General features: G+C 72.9%; 16 protein-coding genes. 2 read left to right on the top strand and 14 right to left on the bottom strand.

Translation table 11 applies throughout. The features are described from left to right. Nucleotides 1–2: 2 nt before the first annotated feature. The 9 genes from ABTY56_RS20295 to ABTY56_RS20335 form a co-directional block, all read right to left on the bottom strand. The gene (locus ABTY56_RS20295) at nt 3–986 is read right to left on the bottom strand and encodes a ribonucleotide-diphosphate reductase subunit beta (protein ID WP_350630320.1); all 984 of its coding nucleotides are present in this window, start codon (nt 984–986) and stop codon (nt 3–5) included. Then, nucleotides 983–2215 carry a beta-ketoacyl synthase N-terminal-like domain-containing protein gene (locus ABTY56_RS20300; RefSeq protein ID WP_350630321.1) on the bottom strand — a complete coding sequence of 411 codons (1233 nt, stop codon included), beginning with the start codon at nt 2213–2215 and terminating at the stop codon, nt 983–985. The genes ABTY56_RS20295 and ABTY56_RS20300 overlap by 4 nt, the downstream gene beginning before the upstream one ends. Then, complete coding sequence (locus ABTY56_RS20305; RefSeq protein ID WP_350630322.1) at nt 2212–3561, bottom strand: class I adenylate-forming enzyme family protein; 1350 nt, start codon at nt 3559–3561, stop codon at nt 2212–2214. The genes ABTY56_RS20300 and ABTY56_RS20305 overlap by 4 nt, the downstream gene beginning before the upstream one ends. Beyond that, entirely contained in the window at nt 3561–5339 is a 1779-nt protein-coding gene (locus ABTY56_RS20310; RefSeq protein ID WP_350630323.1) for a thiamine pyrophosphate-binding protein, read from the bottom strand. The genes ABTY56_RS20305 and ABTY56_RS20310 overlap by 1 nt, the downstream gene beginning before the upstream one ends. Next, nucleotides 5332–6027 carry a hypothetical protein gene (locus tag ABTY56_RS20315; protein ID WP_350630324.1) on the bottom strand — a complete coding sequence of 232 codons (696 nt, stop codon included), beginning with the start codon at nt 6025–6027 and terminating at the stop codon, nt 5332–5334. The genes ABTY56_RS20310 and ABTY56_RS20315 overlap by 8 nt, the downstream gene beginning before the upstream one ends. Next, nucleotides 6024–7250: an aldehyde dehydrogenase family protein gene (locus ABTY56_RS20320; protein ID WP_350630325.1), complete on the bottom strand. Its 1227-nt coding sequence runs from the start codon at nt 7248–7250 to the stop codon at nt 6024–6026. Before ABTY56_RS20320 ends, ABTY56_RS20315 begins: the two co-directional genes overlap by 4 nt. Then, complete coding sequence (locus ABTY56_RS20325; protein WP_350630326.1) at nt 7247–8248, bottom strand: UDP-glucuronic acid decarboxylase family protein; 1002 nt, start codon at nt 8246–8248, stop codon at nt 7247–7249. Before ABTY56_RS20325 ends, ABTY56_RS20320 begins: the two co-directional genes overlap by 4 nt. A 159-nt stretch (nt 8249–8407) precedes the next feature. Continuing rightward, nucleotides 8408–10528, bottom strand: a complete 2121-nt coding sequence (locus tag ABTY56_RS20330; RefSeq protein ID WP_350630327.1) for an HAD-IIIC family phosphatase — start codon at nt 10526–10528, stop codon at nt 8408–8410. Further along, nucleotides 10525–11799, bottom strand: a complete 1275-nt coding sequence (locus ABTY56_RS20335) for an MFS transporter (RefSeq protein ID WP_350630328.1) — start codon at nt 11797–11799, stop codon at nt 10525–10527. The genes ABTY56_RS20330 and ABTY56_RS20335 overlap by 4 nt, the downstream gene beginning before the upstream one ends. 570 nt (nt 11800–12369) lie before the next feature. Between ABTY56_RS20335 and ABTY56_RS20340 the strand changes: the two genes are divergently transcribed. Further along, nucleotides 12370–13641: an ATP-binding protein gene (locus ABTY56_RS20340; RefSeq protein WP_350630329.1), complete on the top strand. Its 1272-nt coding sequence runs from the start codon at nt 12370–12372 to the stop codon at nt 13639–13641. Between the two features lie 72 nt (nt 13642–13713). On the opposite strand, the gene ABTY56_RS20345 is transcribed toward ABTY56_RS20340, so the two are convergent. The 5 genes from ABTY56_RS20345 to ABTY56_RS20365 form a co-directional block, all read right to left on the bottom strand. Beyond that, on the bottom strand, nt 13714–14043 hold the full coding sequence (locus ABTY56_RS20345; protein WP_350630330.1) for an aldo/keto reductase: 330 nt from the start codon (nt 14041–14043) through the stop codon (nt 13714–13716). Nucleotides 14044–14388: 345 nt separating this feature from the next. After that, nucleotides 14389–14955 carry a class IV adenylate cyclase gene (gene cyaB / locus ABTY56_RS20350; RefSeq protein WP_350630331.1) on the bottom strand — a complete coding sequence of 189 codons (567 nt, stop codon included), beginning with the start codon at nt 14953–14955 and terminating at the stop codon, nt 14389–14391. After that, on the bottom strand, nt 14952–16040 hold the full coding sequence (locus ABTY56_RS20355) for an aldo/keto reductase (protein WP_350630332.1): 1089 nt from the start codon (nt 16038–16040) through the stop codon (nt 14952–14954). The genes cyaB and ABTY56_RS20355 overlap by 4 nt, the downstream gene beginning before the upstream one ends. 11 nt (nt 16041–16051) lie before the next feature. After that, nucleotides 16052–18193, bottom strand: a complete 2142-nt coding sequence (locus ABTY56_RS20360) for a B12-binding domain-containing radical SAM protein (protein WP_350630383.1) — start codon at nt 18191–18193, stop codon at nt 16052–16054. Nucleotides 18194–18207: 14 nt separating this feature from the next. Then, a complete protein-coding gene (locus ABTY56_RS20365) occupies nt 18208–18678 on the bottom strand; it encodes a hypothetical protein (RefSeq protein ID WP_350630333.1) in 471 nt (156 codons plus the stop codon). A gap of 648 nt (nt 18679–19326) precedes the next feature. Between ABTY56_RS20365 and ABTY56_RS20370 the strand changes: the two genes are divergently transcribed. Next, on the top strand, nt 19327–20823 hold the full coding sequence (locus ABTY56_RS20370; RefSeq protein WP_350630334.1) for a helix-turn-helix domain-containing protein: 1497 nt from the start codon (nt 19327–19329) through the stop codon (nt 20821–20823). Nucleotides 20824–20835 lie beyond the last annotated feature (12 nt).

The following is a 20835-nucleotide window of genomic DNA, read 5'->3' on the forward strand; positions in this document are numbered from 1 at the left end:
CCTCAGTGCTGGGTGGGGGTGGTCGCCTGCGCGCCGGGTGCGCGCAGGTGGGAGATCGCCCGGTCGGTGGCCCGGAGCACCCGGGCCACGGCGGCCCGGGTCATGCCGATCTGGCGCATCCGCAGGACCGCCTCGGCGCGTAGGAGTTCCGCGACCGCGACGACCTGCGCGCGCTGCTCGGGCGGCATCGGCTCCTCGGCTTCGACGCAGACGGCGAGCGGCATCGCGGTGATGAGGACGTCGGTGATGGCCTCCTCGTGGCCGTGGCTCAGGCCCTCCCGCAGGGCCTGCATCCCGAAGGCCACGTGGCGGGACTCGTCGCGGGTCATCGCGACGAAGCCCGCCCGGATCCCCGGGAGCGTGCCGCCCGCCCGCAGCGAGCCGACGAGCGTGCGCTGCGCGTGCAGGGCGAGGATGCCCTCGGTCACCAGGTGGAAGACGGTGACGGCGCGCAGCCAGTCCTCGTAGTCGGGCATCGGCCGGGCGATCCGGCCGATCAGTTCGGCTTCCAGTGTGCTCAACTGCCGTTGGGCCGGCGAGAGCTGACTCCAGCCCTCGGGGAGGGAGGCCTCCAGGTCGGCGGGCATGCCGAGCACGTCGACGGCGATCCGCTTGACGAGGTGGGTGTGCCGGGACTCGTCGGCGAGCTGGGTGCCGACGTACACCAGGGAGTCCTCGTCGGGGCAGCCGGTCAGGATCGGTCCGAGGAGCTCCAGGCCGGTGTACTCCCCGATCAGGAAGTTGACGATCAGCTTGTGCACCCGCTGCCGGACGGGGTCGGGCAGCCGCGACCAGTTCGCCGCGTCCCGCTCCAGCTCCACCTCGTCGGCGGCCCAGTGCTGGCGCTCCCAACTCCGGTACAGGGCACGGCTGCTCGGGCGGGTGTCGATCACCGAGTCGGCGTGCCGGAGCACCGCGGGCAGCGGCAGGTCCGGCATCGTCCCCAGCTCGGCCTCGTCGAGCAGCATCGGACTCCAACGGGTCATGACCACTCCCCCTCTCTCGATTCGTCGTCCCCCTCGGGGTCGTGCCGCCCACCGGGCGCCGTGCCGGCCGGGACCTTGCCGACGGGCGTCGTGCCGGCCGGCCCCGTGCTGGCCGGGACCTTGCTGATCACCAGGGAGGCGTAGTTCCCGTAGAACCCGAAACCGTCGACCAGCACGTGCCGCGCCCGGTCGGTACGCACCGGACCGACCGCCACGTGCATGCGCTCGGCGGCGATGGGCTCGGTGAGTCCCGGTGTGCCGGGGGCGATCCCGGTCCGCAGGAAGCCCACCGCCGCCGCGACGGCGGGCATGGTCGAGGCGTGCAGCAGGTGCCCGATCGCCCCCTTGTGCGAGCCGACCGGCACGCCGGACCAGCCCAGGCGCGCCGCGGTGGCATCGAGCGCGGCGAGCTCCGCGGCGTCGCCCTGCGGCGTCCCGGTGGCATGGGCGTGGACGTAGTCCACCTCCGTCGTCCCGGCCTGGTCGAGCGACTCGGCGACGCACGCGCCGATGGCCTCCGCCTGCGAGTCGGCCACGCTCCCGCCGCTGATCAGGCAGGCCGCGCCGGTCAGCGCGACGGCGGGGTCGAGCCCCCTGGCCCGGGCGTGCGCGAAGGTCTCCAGGACCACGGCCCCGCCGCCCTCGCCCAGGGTCATGCCCTCCCGGCGCAGGTCGAAGGGCGCCGCGCCGCGCCCGCTCTGCGCCCGGACCAGATCCATGCTGGAGAAGTCGTAGGGGTTGAGCGTGACCACCCCGACGACCAGGGCCACGTCGGCGCCGCCCGACAGCAGCCAGTCCCGGGCGAGCGCCAGGCCGAACGCGGAGGACGCGCAGGCGTGCGGCACCTGGACGACCGGGCCGGGTGCCGCGCCGGGCCGCGGGCTCTCGAAATCCCGGGCGAAGGCGGCGGGGGAGGCGCTGACCGGGGTCTGCCCGGCGACCACGGTGAGGGCGCCGGCCGGGAGCCGCGGCAGCCGGGCCCGGCGCAGTGCCTGGGCGACGACCGTCTCGGTCAGCCAGTGCTTGCGCCCCCCGACGGGTGCGCCGCACACCGACGCGTCGATCTGTGCGGCGACGCGCTCGCGCGGGTCTCCGGCCCGGGCCGGATCGGCGAAGCGGGTCAGCGGGCCGATCGCGGACGCCCCGGCGAGGAGCCCCGCCCGGAACGCGCCCGGCCCCACCCCGAACGGGGTGACGAGTCCCAGCCCGGTGAGGGCGACCCCGGTCACGACCCGTCTCCGAGCACGTCCGCGTACAGGGCGCGCAGCCCGCGCCGTTCGACCTTCCCCGAGCGGGTGCGCGGGAGTTCGGCCGCCAGGTGGACGGCCCGGGGCCGCAGTTGCGGCGGCAGCGCGCCGCGGCAGGCGGCCAGCACCCGCGCCCGGAGCGCCGCCCGGTCCGTGGCGCCGTCGTCGGGCTGGACGAACGCGTGGATCTCGTCCCCGCGTGCCCGCCCGGGCCGGCCGAGCACGACGGCTTCGGCCACGCCGGGGACGGTGCGGATGACGTCTTCGAGGAGCGCGGGCGCGACGGTCTCGCCGTGCACGATGAGGACCTCCTTGATCCGGCCGGTGATGGTGAGGTAGCCGTCCGGCGACACGGCTCCGGTGTCCCCGGTGGGGAGCCAGCCGTCCTCGGTGAACGGCGCCGGGAGCAGCGCTCCGGTGGCCGGGTCCACGTACCCGGTCATCAGGCTGGGGCTGCTGACCTGGACCTCGCGGTCCGGGCCGTGCACCCGCGCCCTCGTCCCGGCGAGGAGGCTGCCGACCGAACCGGGCCGGATCCGGCCCGGCACGTTGATCGCCACGTTCGGCCCGGCCTCGGTGAGCCCGTAGCCGTCGTGCAGCCCGACCCCGGTACGGCTGACGAACCGCTCGTGCAGGCCGGGGGCGAGCACGTCGCCGCCGCAGCCGCGGATCCGCAGGCCCGCCAGGGCCGCCCGGGTCTCCGGGTGGGCGGCCGCGTCGGCCGCGAGGGCGCGGTACATGGACGGCACGCCGTCCATCGAGGTGATGCGGGCGTCCGCGATCCGCCGGATGATCCGGCGCACCTGGAAGCCGGTCTCGACGTACAGGTGGGCGCCGGTGCTCCGGCACACCTGAAGCACGCTGTAGGCGTAGGAGTGGTGCAGCGGCAGGGGCAGCAGGAGCCGGTCCCGGGCCGAGATGCCGAGGTGGGCCGCGGTCGCGTCGCCCTGGTAGGCCAGCGCCGGCCGTGACAGGGCGACGGCCTTGGGGTGGCCGGAGGTGCCGGACGTCCACAGCACCGCGGCGGTCCCGGCGGGCAGTGGGCCGCCGGGCCGGTCGCGGCCGGCGCGCACCCGCGCCGCGTCCACCACCGCCCAGGCGGGCTCCGCGTCCGTCGCGGCGTTGCCGCCCAGCAGCAATGGGGCGTCCAGGCGTTCGGTGGCCAGCATGGCCGCCACGGTGGTCACCGGATCGCCGGTGGCCGCCAGTGCCGCCCGTCCGGTGCCCACGCCGTGGCCCTCCAGTTCCGCCGTCAGCCGGTCGGTGAGCGCCACCAGGTGGGCGCGCGGGACGTCGACGCCGTCGACGGTCAGCGGGAAGAACGTCATCACGGCCGCTCCGGGGAGCCGGAGGCCGTGCTTACGACCGCGCCGACGACCGAGCCGAAGACCCGGCGGACGGAGGTGGGCACGTCGCCGTCGTCGACTCCGATCGTCAGCAGGGCCATCCGTCCCTCGGCGTTGTGCCGGCGGGCCTCTTCGAGGGCGCCGACCAGTTCGGCCGGCGTCGTCGGGCGCGCCGTCCAGCCGCCGAGCGCGGCAACCGTCGCGGCGGCGTGGGACGGGGCCGGGAACCGGGTGACGTCGGTCGGGGCGCCATCGAGGTCGCGCAGGTAGCGCGGCCAGCCGAACCCCCGGTTGTCGAACACGAGCACGGTGAGGCCGTACCCGTTCTCGGCGATCGTCGGCAGCGCGGCGAGGCTCATCTCGAAGGCGCCGTCACCGCAGACCAGGACCGTCGGCCGCTGCGGCCGGGCCACCGCCGCCCCGAGGGCCGCGCCGAGGCCGAAGCCGACCATGGTCTGCTCGCCCGGCACGACCAGGGTGGTGCGGTCGCTGACCGTCAGGACCGGGTACTGGTAGCCCCAGATGTCGTGCAGGCCGTTCTCCTGCACCAGCGTCAGATCCCGTCCGAAGACCTGGGTGAGGGCGCCGAACGCGTGCCTCGCGGTGAGCTGCTGCGGCCCGTCCGACCGGGATCCGTCCGACCGGGATCCGTCCGACCGGGATCCGTCCGACCGGGATCCGTCCGACCAGGGTTCGCCCGACCAGGGTCCGTCCGACCAGGGGAGGGCCGGCTCGGCCGGTCCGGCCCAGCAGGGCGGGGCCACCGGCCCTGCCGCCGCGGCGAGTTCACCGAGCCGGCCGAGCGTGAGGGCCGCGTCGCCGAGCAGCGGCACCGCCGGTTCGACCACGGTCGAGAAGACCGCCGACTCGCAGTCCACCTGGATGAACCGCTTGTCGTCCAGGCCGGTCCAGCCCGTCCTGGCCGTCTCCTCCAGCCGGGAGCCGACCAGCAGCACCACGTCCGCGGCGTCCAGGATCCGCAGGGCCGCCGGGCCGGCGTAGAGCCCGACGAGCCCGTGGGCCAGCGGGTGCTCCTCGTCGATCACCCCCCGGCCGGACGCCGTGGTGAACACGGGGGCACCGAGCCGCTCCGCCAGCGCGCGCAGCTGCGCGCCCGCCGCCTTCGCCCCGCCGCCGGCGACCACCACCGGCGCGCTCGCCGAGGCCAGCAGCGCCGCGGCCCGTTCCAGCGACGCGTCGTCGGCGACCGAACGCACCCGGGCGACGGGCTCGCCCGTCGGCGCGGGGTCCACCGGGTCCCCGGCGAGCACCTCGGCGGCGATCTCCACCAGGACGACGCCCGGCGTCCCGTTGACCGACAGGTGGACGGCCCGCCGCAGCGCCCAGCGCAGCTGTTCCGCGCTCTCCACGAGGACCGACCACTTGACCAGCGGGCCCGCCATGGTGGCCTGGTCGAGCTGCTGGAACCCGCCCCGGCCGAGCCCGGCGACGGGGATCCGCGTCGTCACCACGACGACCGGACAGCACAGGGACGAGGCTTCGAGCAGCCCGGTGAGCGCGTTGCTGAAGCTCGGCCCCGAGTCCACGGCGACGACGGCCGGGCGGCCGGAGGCCGTCGCATGGCCGATCGCGGCGCACGCGGCGACCCGCTGGTCCCGTACGGGCAGGGCGGTCAGCCCCGGTCGGCGCCCGGCGGCGTCCAGCAGGCCGGGTTCGTCGGACGGCAGTCCCGTCACCAGCGAGCAGCCCGCGTCGGCCAGCACGGCGGCGACCGTGTCCCACTGGCTGCGGTCAGCCATGACCGGCCTCCTTCATCGTTCGGGTCGTCAGGTGTGGATCGGCGGCGGGTGCCGTCGGGGTGCCGGCTGTGGCGGCGAATGCCGTCAGCGCGCTGTCCGGGGGCTCTGCGCCCGGGGCGCAGGAGTCCGGCGCGCAGGCGGTCGCGCAGGAGTCCGGCGCCGTGGGAAGCGTCGTGGGAGGCGCCGCTGCGGCTGCGGCGCCCCACAGCCGGAGCGCGACCGCCCAGTAGGCCCCGTGCTCGTTCCGGGGCAGGTCGCAGACGACGACCGAGGGTGCCCGTCCGGACCCGACCAGGGCGGTCGCCCAGCGCAGCGCCTGCCCGGCGGCGTCGTCCGGACTGGTGACCAGGTGGCAGCGGCCCTGCCAGCCGGAGGCCGTCAGGAACGGCTGGAGCACTCCGGACGGTTCGAGCCCGGTGGAGTCGGAGGGCCGCATCCGGTGCCCGGGGTCGTCGTGCCGGCCGGTGAAGCGGTCGGCCGAGGACCGGGCGTACTCGGTCAGGGCCACGATGACGGGCACCGCGCTGTCGGCCGTGCCGTGGAACGCGCGGGTCAGTGCGCAGGCCAGGGTCCGGGCGGCGGCCGGGTCGACGATGCCGAGCCGGACGGCCGCGGGCACCTCGAACGGGCCGGTCGCGCACGCGTGGCCCGGAGCGGCGGTGAACAGGGAGGTCGCGCGGAGGGTCATCGTCGGCCCGTTTCCGCCGACACCAGGAGCGGCCTCGTCTCGACCCGGCCCCCGCGCCGGACGCTGTTGGCCTGCCGGCCGTACCCGCCGAACGGCTGGTTGCCGTCCTCGATGTCGAAGGTCGTCCGCTCGTGGCAGGTCACCGAGGTCCCGATGCGCTCCCCGCGCAGCCCGGGTTCCCCGAAGACGGACACGTACATGCCCCGGGCCAGTTCGACGGGCGAGTTCAGCCAGGCCTCGACCTGCTCGGCCCGGTCGTACTCCATGAGGACCAGGACCGGGGAGAACAGCTCCGGCGGGTGGAAGGCGTCCTGCCACGGCAGGTGCACCAGCGTCGGCTCGACCGTACCGGTGGCGGTGTCGACGCGGCCGCCGCGCAGGACGTGCTCCCGGTGGGCGTCGAGGAACTCCGCGGCTCCGGCGACGGCGTCGGGGTACACCAGCGGGGCGACGGCCACCGCCGGATCCCGGCGGTCGCCGAACGGCAGTTCGGCCAGGGCGGTGCCGAGCCGCTCCGTCACCTCCCGGGCGATCGACCGGTGCACGAAGACCAGGTCGGGGGCGAGGCAGTCCTGCCCGGAGTTGTACGTCCTGGCCTCCAGCACCGCGCGGCATCCGCGTTCGAGGTCGGCCCGCGGGCCGAGGACGATCGGATTGGGGCCCGAGCCGAAGGCCAGCAGGGTCGTGCCGGGGCCCAGCGCGGAGCCCACCGCCTCGGCGTTGTCCGGCTGCCCGGTGAAGACCACCAGGTCCGACCGGGCGCATTCGCCGGTGAACGCCCGCTGGGACGCCCCGGTGAGCTCGACCCGGCCGGCGAGCCGCGCCAGGTGGGGGCGCAGGATCTCGTGGACGGCCGCGGCGGTCTCGCCGGTCCGGGCCGACGGCCGGATGAGTACCTCGTCGGTGTAGAGGGACGGAATGATCCCGAAGAGGACGTAGGAGTAGAGCACGTTGTTGGATGGCAGGAAGGTCGCCAGCCGGTTCAGCCGCCGGGGCGCGTACTGCTGGAGTTCCCAGGCGGCGCCGGACAGCGCCCGCACCGAGCGGAAGATCTCGTCCTCGGCGCTCTGCCGGACCGCGAGGTCCGTCAGCACGTCCGCCAGTTCGTGGCGGGCGCCGAGGAAGGCGTGGGTGAATGCGGCGACATCGGCCGTGCGGGCCGTGCGGGCCGTGCGGGCCGTGCGGGCCGTGCAGGCCGTGGTGGTCGCGGCGGTCGCGGTCAACGGAGCTCCCCTCCCCGGGGTGTGGTCGGCCGGTCGGGCGCCCCGGCCGGGACGGCGGCCCGAGCCAGGGACTGCTCGACCCAGGCGACCGTCGCGGCCAGTCCCGCTTCGAGGTCCACCCCGGGCTGCCAGCCGAACTCCGCCCGGGCCCGGGAGATGTCGGGCCGTCGGACGTACGGGTCGTCCTGGGGCCGGGGGACGAACGCGATCCCCGAGGCCGTTCCGGTGATCCGGCGGACGAGCTCGGCGAGTTCGATGATCGTGGTCTCGACGGGGTTGCCGAGGTTGACCGGCCCGGCGGTGGTGCCGTGCACGGCCCGGACGAGCCCGTCGACCAGGTCGTCGACGTAGCAGAACGAGCGGGTCTGCCGGCCGTCCCCCGCCACGGTGAGCGGTTCGCCGCGCAGCGCCTGGTGGATGAAGTTGGGGATCGCCCGGCCGTCGCCGGGGCGCATCCGCGGGCCGTAGGTGTTGAAGATCCGCACGATGCAGGTGTTGCCGCCGAGCGCCCCCCGGTACGCCGTGGTGGCGGCCTCGGCGAACCGTTTCGCCTCGTCGTAGCAGGACCGGGGGCCGACGGGGTTGACGTTCCCCCAGTAGGACTCCGGCTGCGGATGCTCCGTCGGGTCCCCGTAGACCTCGGAGGTCGACGCGAGGACGAACCGCGCGTCCTTCCGCAGCGCCAGCTCCAGGCCGTGGAAGGTGCCGAGCGATCCCGCCCGCAGCGTCTCCAGCGGGAGTCGCAGGTAGTCGGCGGGGGACGCGGGCGAGGCGAGGTGCAGGACGGCGTCGACCCGGCCGGCGATCTCCAGCGGAAGGGCGACGTCGGCCTCGACGAAGGTGAAGTCGGCGGCTCCCAGCAGGTGTTCGATGTTGGTCGGGGAGCCGGTGGAGAGGTTGTCGACGCAGACCACCTCGTGCCGGTCACCGACCAGGCGGTCACACAGATGGGAACCGAGGAAACCGGCACCGCCGAGCACGACGATACGTGTACGCATGATCCTCCTTGTCTCCAGTTCGGACCGTGTGCCTCGGCGGCACCGGACCTGGCCGTTGCTGTGGTCGTTGCAGTGGGTCCTGCAGTGGGTCTTGCCGTGGCTCTTGTCGCACGGGCTTTCGTTGCGGCGGCTGTCGTTGCGGCGGCTGCCGGGGTCGTCCTACGGACGGGAGAGCCGGTGCGGGAAGGCGTCCGTCTCCACCAGGTCGCCGCCCTCGACCAGGGCGAACCGGCCGTCGGGCCCCGGTCGCAGGCCCGCACGCAGGAAGACGTCACCGGCCGCCGCGTTCCGCCCGGTCGGGACGAACCGGCCGCCGACCCCGGGGCGTGCGCGGCCCGACCGGTGCAGGGCCGCGGCCAGGAACACCGGTCCGATGTCGAGCCCGATGACCCGGCAGCTCACCGCCAGGCAGGTGACGTCGTCACCGGTGAGGGCCAGCACGCCGGTCAGCCCGTAGTCGGCGAAGCGGTCCCGTACCCGGCAGACGAACAGCGCGCCGTCCGGGCCGCCGAGCAGCGCCTCCAACTCCCGCGCACCCGGCCGCCAGGCCGTCGTCGTGTACTGGTTGGTGCGGTTGAACAGCTCGGCCAGCCGGGGCAGGTCGGCGGCGACCGCCTCCCGCACCTCGACCTCCACGTCCAGCTCCCGGATGAACTCGACCGGGTCGGCGGCCTCGACGCTGCGGCGGGCGAGCATCGCCCGGGTGGTCTCCGAACGGTTCCGCGCCTCCGCGCCGGCCGGGGGACGGTCCAGCAGCGGCGAGTCGAGGAGCCGCCGGCGGAAGGTGTGCGGCTCGCCGTCGAGGATCCGGACGTCCGGCAGGGCGCGTGCCACCTCCCAGCGCTCCACCGGATTGTCGTCCAGGAACAGCAGCGCACCGGGGGCGAACCCGAGCTCCGCCGCGATGTCGGCGACGTTCGCCGACTTGCGGCTCCAGTTGATGCGGTGCGTGACGAAGTCGTCCGGGCCGAGCAGCATCGGGTGCTCCGCGGCCCGCCACGCATCGAGGGTGTACCGCTCGGTGCCCTTGCTGCACGTCGCCAGCAGCAGCCCCCGGGACTTGAGCAGCCGCAGGGCCTGGTGCAGTCCGAAGTGGACCCAGCTGCTCGTCGAGTCGGAGTCCGTCCAGCCGAACCCGTCGTCGGCCGCGATCCCGGGCCACAGCGTGCCGTCGAGGTCGGTCACCACGCACTTGATCTCGCCCTGCCGGGTCGCCGCCTCGTACAGGTCCAGGTACTCGGCCGCCAACACCCGCCCCAGCGCCGGGCGTTGATTGGCGATCTCGATCCGCGGGTCCTGATCCCCGCCGTGGTGCCCGAACGGCACCAGGTGGTCGTCGAACAGCGTCAGCGCGCCGTGCCGGGCGACGAGCCGCTCCTCGTCCAGCAGCAGCAGCCGGGGATCGGCGCGCACCAGCTCGTCCACATGCCCGTTGAGCTCCGCCAGCACCTGGCGGGTGTTGAGGTCGACCGCGTGCTCGAACCTGCCGTAGGGGGACAGCGCCGACGGGCCGACGTTGTGCACGACGGCGAGGCCCGAGTCGGGAAGGCTCTCGGCGAGCGACGTCACCCAGCGGGTGAACAGCTTCTTGATCCGGGTGAGCGCGATCCCGCGCTGCGCCGCGTCCTGGGCCGGCGCCGCGTCCCAGAGCCGGGTGAGGTGCGGGAAGATCCCCAACTGCAGGATCACGAGATCGGCTTCGACGCTCCGCAGCCGGGCCGTGCTGTCCGGCCAGACCGTCTCGAAGGAGATGTCGAGCCCGCGGGCGTACCCCTCGTGGAGGAGTTCGTCGCGTGCGAAGTCGAGCACGCAGCCGCCGAGGCCGACCACCCGCACGGGGCGGACGGCACGGGAGTCCGTACGCCCCAGCCGGGCCAGCGTCGGCGCGTCGAGCGGGCGTGCGCTCCAGAACGTCGACCGGTCGTACGGGCCCTCCTCGGGGAGGCCGTCCCGGAGGAAGAGCTCCCAGCGGCCGTGCTCGTCCTCGTCCGCGTCGACGACGAGGTGGCGGGAACGCAGGAGCCGCAGCAGCCCGGCGCGCTCGTCGTCCCGGCCGAACTCGTCGGCACGGCCGGACTCGCGGGCACGGCTGGACTCGTCGGCATGGGCGAACTCGTCGGTACGGATGAACTCGTCGTCGGTGAACTCCCGGCCCGCGAAGGCGTGGAGCCGCTCCGCGACCGGCCCCGGCAGCGAGATCCGGGCGGCGCTGACCGCGTGGGAGACGACCGTGAGCCCGGCGAAGCGGCTGAAGGTCGCGTAGCTGCTGAGCTTGTTCACAGGGCTGCCCTCGCGGGAGCCAGGTACCAGCGCGCGGTGAGCAGCACCGGGACGGCGATGAGGGCCGCGGCGCAGACCGCCGCGGCGGACCCGGACCAGGCGGCGACCGCCGCACCCAGGCCGGCCCCGGCGAAGCCGAAGGCCTCGGTGAGCGGGATCAGCGCCGCGTAGTAGTAGCCGGCGACCTCCTCGGGCACCCTGGTCTGCGCCTCGGCGAAGAACACCGTCGTCGCGATCGACTCCAGGACGCCGGCCGCGCACATCATCAGCAGGGCCAGGACGGTGGAGCCGGTGGTGGCGACCGCGATCCAGGCGACGGCTTCGAGGATGTTCCCGGCGATGTAGAGGGAGCCGTTGCGGAACCGGGTCAGGCGCCCGGCGACCAGCCCGCCGACGACGCCGCCGAGCGCCATCGCCCCGGCGAGGTAGCCGTAGAAGCCGGGAACGGCGTGGAACTCCACCGCGCCGAGCTGGATCAGGGCGAACCGGCCCACGGACACCGCGCAGACGTAGGTGAAGGCGGTGAGGGTGAGGCCGCGCATGAAGCGGTCCTTGCCGATGGTGCGCAGCAGGCTCCGGGTGTTGTCGACGTACGCCTCGCGGGCGAGGGCCCGCCATCCGGTGGGGCGCTCCGGGTCGCTCTCCGGTGCGGCGTCGGGGTTTGCGCCCGCTCGTGCGTCGGGGTCCGCGCCCGGTTGTGCGTCCGGTTGCGCGCCGGGACCGGGCACGAAGTACATCAGGGCGCCGGCCAGCAGCCCGAGGAGCGCGCCGACGAAGAACACGACGCGGACCTCGCCGAGGGCGAAGACCAGGGCGACCAGCAGCGGGCCCAGCACGGAGGGGACCCGTTCCGCGGTCACGATCAGGCCGTTGCCGCGCAGTTCGTCGCCCTCCTCGATCACCGACGACCGCAGCACCAGCCGGACCGGGCCCTCGATCATGTTCGCGATGCCGACGGCGACGCCCAGCACCTGCAGCTGCCAGAGCGCGTCGGCGAACGGGATGACGGCGACCAGGAGCCCGGAGCCCACCGCGCTCACGACGGCGAGTCGCCGTGGTTCGAACCGGTCGATCATGCTGCCCGCGATGGGCCCGAACAGGACGCTCGGCACCACCTGGAGCGCCAGTGTCAGGCCCACCGCCACGGAGAAGCCGTAGTCCTGGACCAGTAACAGCGGCAGCGCGATGTTGCACATCGCGGCGCCCAGGTCGACCAGGAACAGGCTGCCGACGAGCGCCGCGAGCCCCCGCGACCGTGGTTGTGCGGACACAGCGCCGCCGTTCATCGAAACCCTGCCTTCGTCTCGGCCCCATTGCGATGGTGGCGAGCATGTCCCTATCTGAAATTTCAGTCAAGAACTTTCCGGGTATGGATCTCCATGATCGGCCTCGACGAGCCGTCAACTGACGAGATCGGCAGTGCAGAAGGGCTGAAACGACGAAAACCGAAGCAGCGATCCGGCGACACCATCGGATCGCTTGACGGCTGACATGGGCTCAGCAATGATCGTTTGCAACGGGGTTCGCCCTGTGACGTGGCCATCTCCATCCTGCGGCACCACGACTGACATTTCGTCAGAATCGGACAAGCTGCGACATCGGGTGCGAGCGAGCGACCGAGCGAGCGGCCGGCGGTCGCGTGCCGGAGGTCAGGCGTGGGGGCCGGGTGGGGGGCCGGGTGCGGGCCGGGTGCGGGCCGCCGCGCTCGGAGGCAAGTCGCTGTCGCGTACGGTTCGTCCACGCCGCGTTGTCCTGAACGGCGCATGCCGGGCCCGGCCCGGCGCGCCTAGGTTCACCGTCCACCGCAATCCGCACGACCGGCGACCTCAGGAGCGATGCACGTGAACTGGCTGATCCACGACTACCGCGAGGACGACCTGGCCGCCGTCGTCCATCTGATCGACAGCACCGCCGACCTCGGGCAGGAGTCCGTGTTCTCGCTCGCCGAGTGCATCGCCGCGCTCACCGCGCGCCAGCCCGCGGTCGTCGCGGTGCACGACGGCGCGCCGATCGGGGCGGCGCTCGCGCAGGTCGCGGCGGCGGGCGAACGGGCGTGGGTGATGCGCGTGGCCATCGCCCCGGCCTGGCGCGGGCGCGGCCTGGCCAGCGCGCTGCTGCGGGAACTGGAGCGACGGCTGGTCGAGGCCCGGGTGCGGCGAATCGCCTACGTGCTGCCGGAGGAGGAACTGCTCGGCGAGGGGCTGCGCAACGCCGGCTACGAACGGCGGCCCGCCGCCGCGTACTTCGAGAAGACCGAGCCCGCCGCCGGGCCCGCCGCCGGCACGCTGGACGAACTCGGCGGGCGTGTGCTGAGCGGAGACCTGTGGGACGGGGTGGCCGGGATGACCGCCGAGAAGGAGCTGATCGAACGGCGGGTCGTGCTGCCGCTCGCGCAGCCCGAACGGGCGGCCCGGCACGGCGTCCGGCCGCCGCGCGCGATCACCCTGTTCGGTCCGCCCGGCACCGGCAAGACGACCTTCGCCCGCGCCATCGCCTCCCGCCTCGGCTGGCCGTTCGTCGAGCTGCTGCCCTCCCGCCTCGCCGACGAGGGCAACCTCGCCGCCGCGCTGCGCAGCGCGTTCGCCCGGATCGGCGAGCTGGAGCGGGTGCTGGTCTTCATCGACGAGGTGGAGGAGATCGCCCCCGTGCGCGGCGAGGCCGGTCGCACCGGCGCGATGCACGGGGTGACCAACGAACTGCTCAAGCTGATCCCCGGCTTCCGCGAGCGGGACGGCCGGCTGCTGGTCTGCGCGACCAACTCCGTCCGCTCGCTCGACCCGGCGTTCCTGCGCACCGGCCGGTTCGACTACGTCATCCCGATCGGCACCCCCGACCCGGACGCCCGCGCCGCGATCTGGTCGCGCTACGCCCTCGACACCGACCGCGTCGACGTGGACATCCCCGCCCTGGTGGCCGCGAGCGAGCGCTTCTCGCCCGCCGACATCGAGCACGCCGCACGCCTGGCGGCCCAGACCGCCTTCGAGCGCGACGACGCCGTCCCGGGGGCGACCACCGCCGACCACCTCGCCGCGATCGGCGCCAGCCGCCCGACGGTCACGGCCGCCATGATCGAGGACTTCCACACCGACATCGGCACCCACGCCCGCCTGTGATCCCCCGGCCGGGGGGGCGGCGGCCTCCGGCCCGGTTCCCTCGCGTCCGGGGCGCGTGCCCTGACCTCGTGGTCAGAACCCGGTGGGCAGCCGGGGCGTGTACGGGCGTTCCAGCGCCGCGCGTTCGTCGCCGGTCACCCGGGCGTCCAGCGCGGCCGCCGCGTCGTCGAGGTGGCCCGGGCGGGTCGCGCCGGCGACCGGGGCGGTGACGACCGGGTTGCCCAGCACCCAGCCGAGTGCGACCTGCGCCATCGGCAGACCCCGGCCCTGCGCGACGGCCTGCACGGCGTTCACGATCGGCCGGTCGGTGCCCCCGAAGAACCGCCCGGCGACCGGATCCCCGCCGAGCGGACCGTCGCCCGCCCGTACGGGCGGGCGAGCCGCCCGGAGGCGAGCGGGCACCACACCAGGCTGCCCACCCCCTGGTCGGTGAGGGCCTCCTCAACCAGTGGGTGATCTACGACGCCAAGCCGGTCAACATGGCCATAGCCGACCGGAAAACCAGCGAACCGCGGTGGCACGCCGTGGGCCGCATCGCCGTCGCGAGCAGCAGGCCCGACCGCCTGCTCAGCCGGCTCCGCAGCGCCTACGGCACTCTCTCCACCGGCGGCACGCGCACTGCTTCCGCGGTCCAAGTCCGCCGACGCCTCATGCTGCCCGACCTGGCCGAACGCCGCCTGCGCCGCCGGGCCGATTCATGGTTTGGCTGGTCCGGGCAGGCAGGCACCTGCCCGGACCAGCCGCCGGTCAGGCGCTCGCCGACGCAATCCCCAGCGTCAGGTGCGGGTAACCGGCGTGGATTCGGTCACCCAGCTGGATGCCCAGCCCGGCGATGAACTCCTCGATCTTGGTCGTGGCCTCCTGGATGGTGTCGGCCTCGCCCTTGAACTCGAACTCGATGAACTCGCCCAGGCCGGCGACGTTGTCGAACGCCACCGCGACGCCGTCCACGATCCACTCCTCGCGCACCTTGTCGACCGTGGTCAGGTGGGTGAAGTCGAGCGCCCCCAGGAGGCGCGTGACCGCCTCGGCGTCGGCGACGGTCGTCTCGAACTCGTCGCAGTGCGTCTTGACCGGCTCCTCCAGCGGGTACCACCGCTTGAAGTTCAGCGAGGCCGCCTCGTCCTCGATTCGGACCCGCAGCCACTCGGAGATGACCGAGCCCGCCAGGAAGTCCCGGTGCGGGGCGTTGTAGTAGGTGTCGACCTGACGGGAGGCCGCGCCCGACTTGGCCCCGCGGGCCGTCAGGGTGGCCTTGAGGTCCTCCGGCGAGCTGAGCAGCTGGAACTTCTGCTCGACTTCGATGTACTTCATGCGCTGTGCTCCTGTTGGGAGTTGGGGTTGGCGGGTCGGGACGCGGTAAGCATGTCCCGGACGGACGACATGGTGAGCCCAATCGCGCCAATGTCGTCCGAACTCAAGGGCTCACCCAGACAGGTGAGGTTGCTCGTGATCTGTTGGGAAGTGCGAAAGCCCACCAGGACAGCCACCGCCGGGTCGCGCTGGAGCGCGTACCGCAGCGCCACCCGGGTCAGATCAGCGCGCGTGGGGCCAAAGCGCTGCCGTAGGACGCTCAAGCCCGACTGGATGGCCTGGAGGGCGGGGGCCGTAAAGCGGTGGTCCTGGCCGCGGTGGTCGCCTGACGGGAAGCTGGGCGCCGCCAGTGGATCATGGGTACCGATGAGCAGGCCTTTGCCGAGTACCTGCTTGACCAGCATCCCGATGCCCCGGTCGCGGGCCAGGTCGAAGATGTCCGTCTCATCGGGCGCGTAAATCGGACTCAGCAGGTTGTAGCGGGCGGTCAGGACGTCGGGCTGGACCCGGGCCAAGAGCGTCAGGAAGCGGGCGGCTTCCGCCGCCCGCGGGTGGCCAAGGTCCGTCGCCCACTCGCGGGCGAACTCGTGCGGTGCCCGCATCCCAATGGCGCGGATCAGACCGCGGCGCTTGAGCTGCTGGACCGTCTCAACTGCTTCCTCCAGGTACCGGTCGCCCGGCCCGAAGTCGCTGACGTGCAGGAAGTAGATGTCCAGGTAGTCGGTACCCAGGTTGTCCAGGGTGGTCTCGAACTGCCGCCGGATCTGAGCCGCCTGGTAGGGGTGGGCCGCCGTGCCGGCGAAGTAGCCAACCTTGCTGGAGATCGTCAGTCGGCTGCGGTTGACCTCCCCGAGCAGGCGGCCGACCAGCCGCTCCGATCGGCCGAGGCCGTAGACGTCGGCCGTGTCGTACAAGGTGACGCCGAGGTCGTGGGCCCGAACCAGACCGGCGAAGGCCGCGTCGGCGTCCACCCCCGCCCAGCCGATCGGGACGCCCCGGTTGATCGCCAGGCCGCCAATTGTCCAGCACCCCGCCCCCAGGGCGGAGACTTCCCGGTTCAGGCCGGGCAACCGTCGCTGTTCCACGCGGCTCCTCATCATGTGCCACAGGGGTCGGCGGCGTTAATCGACCGCCAGCCGTCGGTCTGGGTCCAGCGGCCGTACTCACGGCGCAGCAGCTGCTGGTGATCGGCGGGCAGGGCCCGGCTGACCTCGCGGGCCACGCCGCCCATGCGGTCGGTCAGGACGGCCAGCTCGGCGTCCAGCGTGCGGCGCAGCTGCGCATCCAGGTGCTCGGTCTGCTCCACGGCGGCCGGCGTCGCCGCAATGGCTCCGATCATGTGCCCGAAGACGGTGTAGGCGGCGTCTTTGAGCACCACCCGGGCGGCCCGCACGGCCCGGCGCGGCTCGCCGTCCAGGATCTTCTCCAGCGACTTGAACATGTAGTCGAGCGCGAAGTTGCGGTCTACCCACAGCTGCGCCCAGCGACTGGCCACCCCGATGCGCCAGTCGGCGAAGCGGGCGTCGACCCGGCCCATGGACGGCTGAGCGTCGCCGGTGAGCCCGGCGGCCTGAACGCGCTTGGTGTAGGCCGCCCCGATCAGGCACTCCATTGAGACGAGCATGTAGGAGATGCCTGAGTGAAACGGGCGGCCGGTGCTGTGAGCAGCTACCCAGTCCGGATCTTGTACACCGGCCACGATCTCAGCCACCGGCACCTCGGGCAGCGGCTGCAGCAACAGGTCGGTGCGGCCCTGGTAGGCGTACGTCGCCTCCAACTCCTCGAACGTCATGAGCTGGTCGAAGGTGATGTAGGTGAACCGGGTCGGTACCCCGAGTGCGGACAGCGTGCGGATGGCCACGGCGTTCTGCTCGCCCAGCGTCTCCTTGTTGAACCGCTCCAGGACCGAGTCGACGCCCGACTCGACGCCGAACAAGCAGCGGCGTAAACCCCGCTCGACCAGCCCGCGCCACATGGCCGCCCGCTGGTGGTGCCAGTCACGGTCGTGGTCGGGCCGGGTCACCTGGTCGATGCGGCAGCTGGTCTCCCAGGTGAACCCGGCCGCATGAAGGGTGTCGGCCATCGCCAGCGCCCGCGGCACGGCGTCCTGGCCCCGCCCGATGAACTCCTCGTCCACCAGGTAGAGCGTCCGGGAGATGGTCGGGTGTTGGTCGAACACCCGGCCCATCTCGGCCAGGATCCAGGGGAAGCCGTCCGGGCCCGCGCCCGACCACTGGCCCTTGTGCCCGCGGGGGCAGAAGGAACAGAAGTTGGTGCAGCCCCGAGAGGCTTCCAGTTGGGCGACACCGCGGTGGGCGAAGGTCGCCGGCAGCAGGTCGAGCTCGGGCAAGATGTCGCTCTGAGCACTGGTGACCGGCCTAGCCGTATGCCGCCGGATGGTCAGGGTGCCGGCACCGCGCGCGCCGCCGTTGTAGCCCAGCCCCGGGATCTGTTCGCGGCCGACGTCGCCATGCCAGAAGGCCAGCACCTGCTGGATGGTCGCCTCACCGGCCCCGCGGGCGATGAGCAGCTGCGGGTACTGCTCCAGCAGCAGGCTCTCGTTGCGGGCGGTCAGGCTGCCGCCAGCCACCACCAGCGGTGGCTCTGGCAGGGAGAAGGCGGCGTCCAACAGCTCGGTCATGAGGTCGTGCTGACCAAAGGTGGCCGAGATCCCCAAGATGTCCGGCGGCTCATCGCCAACGCGGCGGACCAGGTCCGGCAACGTGACGCCCAGCTGCATGTCGGCCAACGTCACCTCGCCGATGAGCGTCGACCGGGCGGCCCGAGCGACATCGGAGATGCCCAGGGGAAACCGGGGCAGCGGGAAGTACTCCGGGTGGTACAGCGCTGCCAGCAGCAGGTGAGGCCGGCTGAACCGCTCGCTGGCGTGGTCGTCCAGCCTGGCCAGCGACAGCCAGCTCTCCGGCGCTTCCACCTCGACGTGGCCGTTCGTCCAGGCCGGCCACTGCCGCGAATCGTGGGCCAGGCCCGACAGGTCGGCTGCCAGCCAGCGATTGTCCGGCCGCTCGATGAGGACCAGTCGCCGGTCCAGCGTGCCGGTGACGCGGATCCGGCCGGCGGCGCCGGCGAGGCGCTGTTCGAGGTAGGTCCGCAAGGCCGGCGGCGAGACGAGCAGCCGGTCCAGCTCGGCAGCGGTGGTCCGCGCGTGGTGCCAGTTGGTGCGCAGGGCTTCCTGAAGCCGGTCAGCCGCGGGTGAGGCGGGACGGGCAGTGCACATGCTCAAGGGGACCCTCATTTCTGGTGGTCAGGTCGGATGCGCGCGTCGACGCCGGCGAAGTCACCGCGGCGACGGTGTGGGACGGGTGGGGTGGGCCCAGAGGGTTGGATCTGGTGGAGCGGCTGCACCTTCACCTTCAGCCGCATCACCGGTCGGGCTTCAAGCCGAAAGATCAGGCCGGGCGAGGACACCGCGAGCAGGAAGGCCTCGCCTCGCCGCAGTCCTCCAACAGCCAGGTGGTAGCCGGGGGCGTCGTCCAGCCACGCGGCGACAAGCGGTGCCACCGTCTGATCCAGCACCGGGGCCAGCCGACGAGCCGCCCGGCGCAGCCACCGCACGGCCTGGCCCGGTGTCTCCGGCACGGCGTGCCGCGGGCGGCCACCCACGACGAGCTCGCCGCTGGCGCGGGTCAGCTCGAAGTGGCAGAGGTAGCCCGGCTGTGTCAGGCGAACCCGGGTTACCGGCGCGGCGACCGCAGTGATCATCTACAGCCCCGCACCCAACAAGGGTCCGGGCCACAACACCGGCGCGACCCAGACGACCTTGCCGTCCGCCAGCTGGGGGTAGTAGTGACCCCAGCGCGTGCTCATGGCGGCGACCAAGAAGATGCCGTGTTGGTGGTCAGCTCGGACACCAGCAACTCGGCGGTGTCGATGTGCTCGGGGGGGCGAAGCACGTCAACCACGTGCTGCCGGGCCCACGGCACGGAGTTGGGGGTGTCGGCCAGCGCAAGCTGGCAGAGCCTGGAGCTAAGTGGCATGGGCACGGGGGTGCCTCCCTGAGACGGCAGGAGGGAGCTGGGCTCACCCACGGCATCGCGACCGCGTCCGTGGTGAGCGGAACAACTTTGGTCGGGAGCATCCGGGTAGGGCCATGTCGAAAGGAGGTGCCTCATATACACGGGATGTATGGATCGGCGGACACGGTCCGCAATGGTTCATATACTGCTGGTCAAGAGTGACTTCGGGACCGACATGGCGGGGATCGGGCGGCCGACAGTGGCGACGGCGAACACAGCAGCGGTGCGGCAGTGTCACCGGTGCGGAGCCCGGCTCGCGGCCGATCACGCAGGCCATCTGTGTTCGCCGTGCCAGTCCCTGGGCCGGTCAACCCCGGCTCCTCAGCCACCCGTTGTGACGGCCGAGTTCTGGAACACCGAGCCCCTGCGCGACGCCTTCGCAGCCCGCCACATGGGACGCGTGTTGCGCCATTACCGCGCCCACTCACACCACACAGGACGTCACGGTCCGCGGGGCGTCCCTCAGAGCCTGCTCGGCCAGTGGCTGGGGCTAACTCAGGCGCAGATCAGCCGCATTGAGACCGGACCACCGGTGACTGACCTGGTCAACCTGGTCCACTACGCTCGTGTTCTGGGGATGCCGGCCGGGTGGCTGTGGTTCAGCTTGCCGGAGGCCCTGCCCGCGCCGCAGGTGCAGGCAGGGACGGTTGACGACGAACGGCGGGCTGTTTCGCCCGACGTGCACCGCAGCCAGGCCGCCTGGCGGACCACCCGCCGATACCTCAACACCCACCGCGCCCAACTGGCGGCCGTTGCGAGCCAGCTCTACCCAGCGAACGCGCGTCTGGCGAGCGCGCCACTGCTGACCACGGCCCTGTGGTGTCCACCCGAACCAGTGTTGCTTGACCAGGTTCGGCTGACGTGGACCGGCAGTCCCAAGCTCCCGCTGTTCGATGGCAGCGAGCCCGAGGCTGGCCAGGCCCTGCCGCTGCGCGCACCCAGCCGCCGCTTCGACCGCTACACCCAGGCCGTGCGCTACATCGCCGCCCCGTCCCTGTTCGAGAACCGCCCCAGTTACCGGCTAACCGGCATCGAATGGAGGGCGGACGGCAGCGGAGAGTTGTCCTTCGGCCTGGCCACCTACTTCGACAAGCTCGACGTCTCCGAAGCCATTGGGCACGAGTTTGCGGCGGCCGCCCAGTGCACCGAGTCGGCGGTGAGTTGGGGCGCGCTCCCGCTGCGCCGGCTGATCAACGACCCGTTTGATCTGGACCTGCGGGCCGTGGTGCCGGCCATCACCACGCTGCTGCTTCGCGTCCGGCCGTCCGGCGAGGCCACGTTCCTGCTCCACTGGCGCGACCCTGGCAAGGTCGCGACCGCCGGGGGCCTGTACGACACCATCCCTGCCGGCGAGTTCCAGCCCAGCACGGTCATGGGTGATCCTGCCGGCCCCGACTTCGACCTGTGGCGCAACATTGTCCGCGAGCTGAACGAGGAGCTCCTGGGCGCACCGGAGTACGACGGCTCTGGCAGCCGGCCGCTGGACTACGAGCGCTGGCCCTTGTACCGGTCGCTCCAACGAGCTCGTGCGGCAGGGCGCTTGCGGGCGTACTGCTTCGGGGTCGGCTGCGACGCCTTGACGCTGGCCGCCACGATCCCCAGCGCCATGGTCATCGCCGACGACGTCTTCGACGAGCTGTTCGGCGAGGTGGTGCAGACCAACGCCGAAGGCGTGACGGTCACCCGCTGGAATGGTCAAGACACCACCGCCGGGATCCCGTTCACCGAGCAGAACATCACTCGGTTCCTGACGAGCGAACCCATGGCTCCTCCGGGCGCGGCATGCTTGGCTTTGGCCTGGAAGCACCGCGCCTTGTTGCTCGGCTCGTAGGCCGCTGACAAG

Source organism: Kitasatospora sp. NPDC097691 (assembly GCF_040302665.1).
GTDB lineage: Bacteria > Actinomycetota > Actinomycetes > Streptomycetales > Streptomycetaceae > Kitasatospora.

Bases quoted from the DNA above. Each gene is read 5' to 3' on its own strand.
- ABTY56_RS20295 (WP_350630320.1), bottom strand. From the start codon at position 986: ATGACCCGTTGGAGTCCGATGCTGCTCGACGAGGCCGAGCTGGGGACG.
- ABTY56_RS20305 (WP_350630322.1), bottom strand. From the start codon at position 3,561: ATGACGTTCTTCCCGCTGACCGTCGACGGCGTCGACGTCCCGCGCGCC.
- ABTY56_RS20310 (WP_350630323.1), bottom strand. From the start codon at position 5,339: ATGGCTGACCGCAGCCAGTGGGACACGGTCGCCGCCGTGCTGGCCGAC.
- ABTY56_RS20315 (WP_350630324.1), bottom strand. From the start codon at position 6,027: ATGACCCTCCGCGCGACCTCCCTGTTCACCGCCGCTCCGGGCCACGCG.
- ABTY56_RS20325 (WP_350630326.1), bottom strand. From the start codon at position 8,248: ATGCGTACACGTATCGTCGTGCTCGGCGGTGCCGGTTTCCTCGGTTCC.
- cyaB (WP_350630331.1), bottom strand. From the start codon at position 14,955: ATGAAGTACATCGAAGTCGAGCAGAAGTTCCAGCTGCTCAGCTCGCCG.
- ABTY56_RS20360 (WP_350630383.1), bottom strand. From the start codon at position 18,193: ATGTGCACTGCCCGTCCCGCCTCACCCGCGGCTGACCGGCTTCAGGAA.
- ABTY56_RS20365 (WP_350630333.1), bottom strand. From the start codon at position 18,678: ATGATCACTGCGGTCGCCGCGCCGGTAACCCGGGTTCGCCTGACACAG.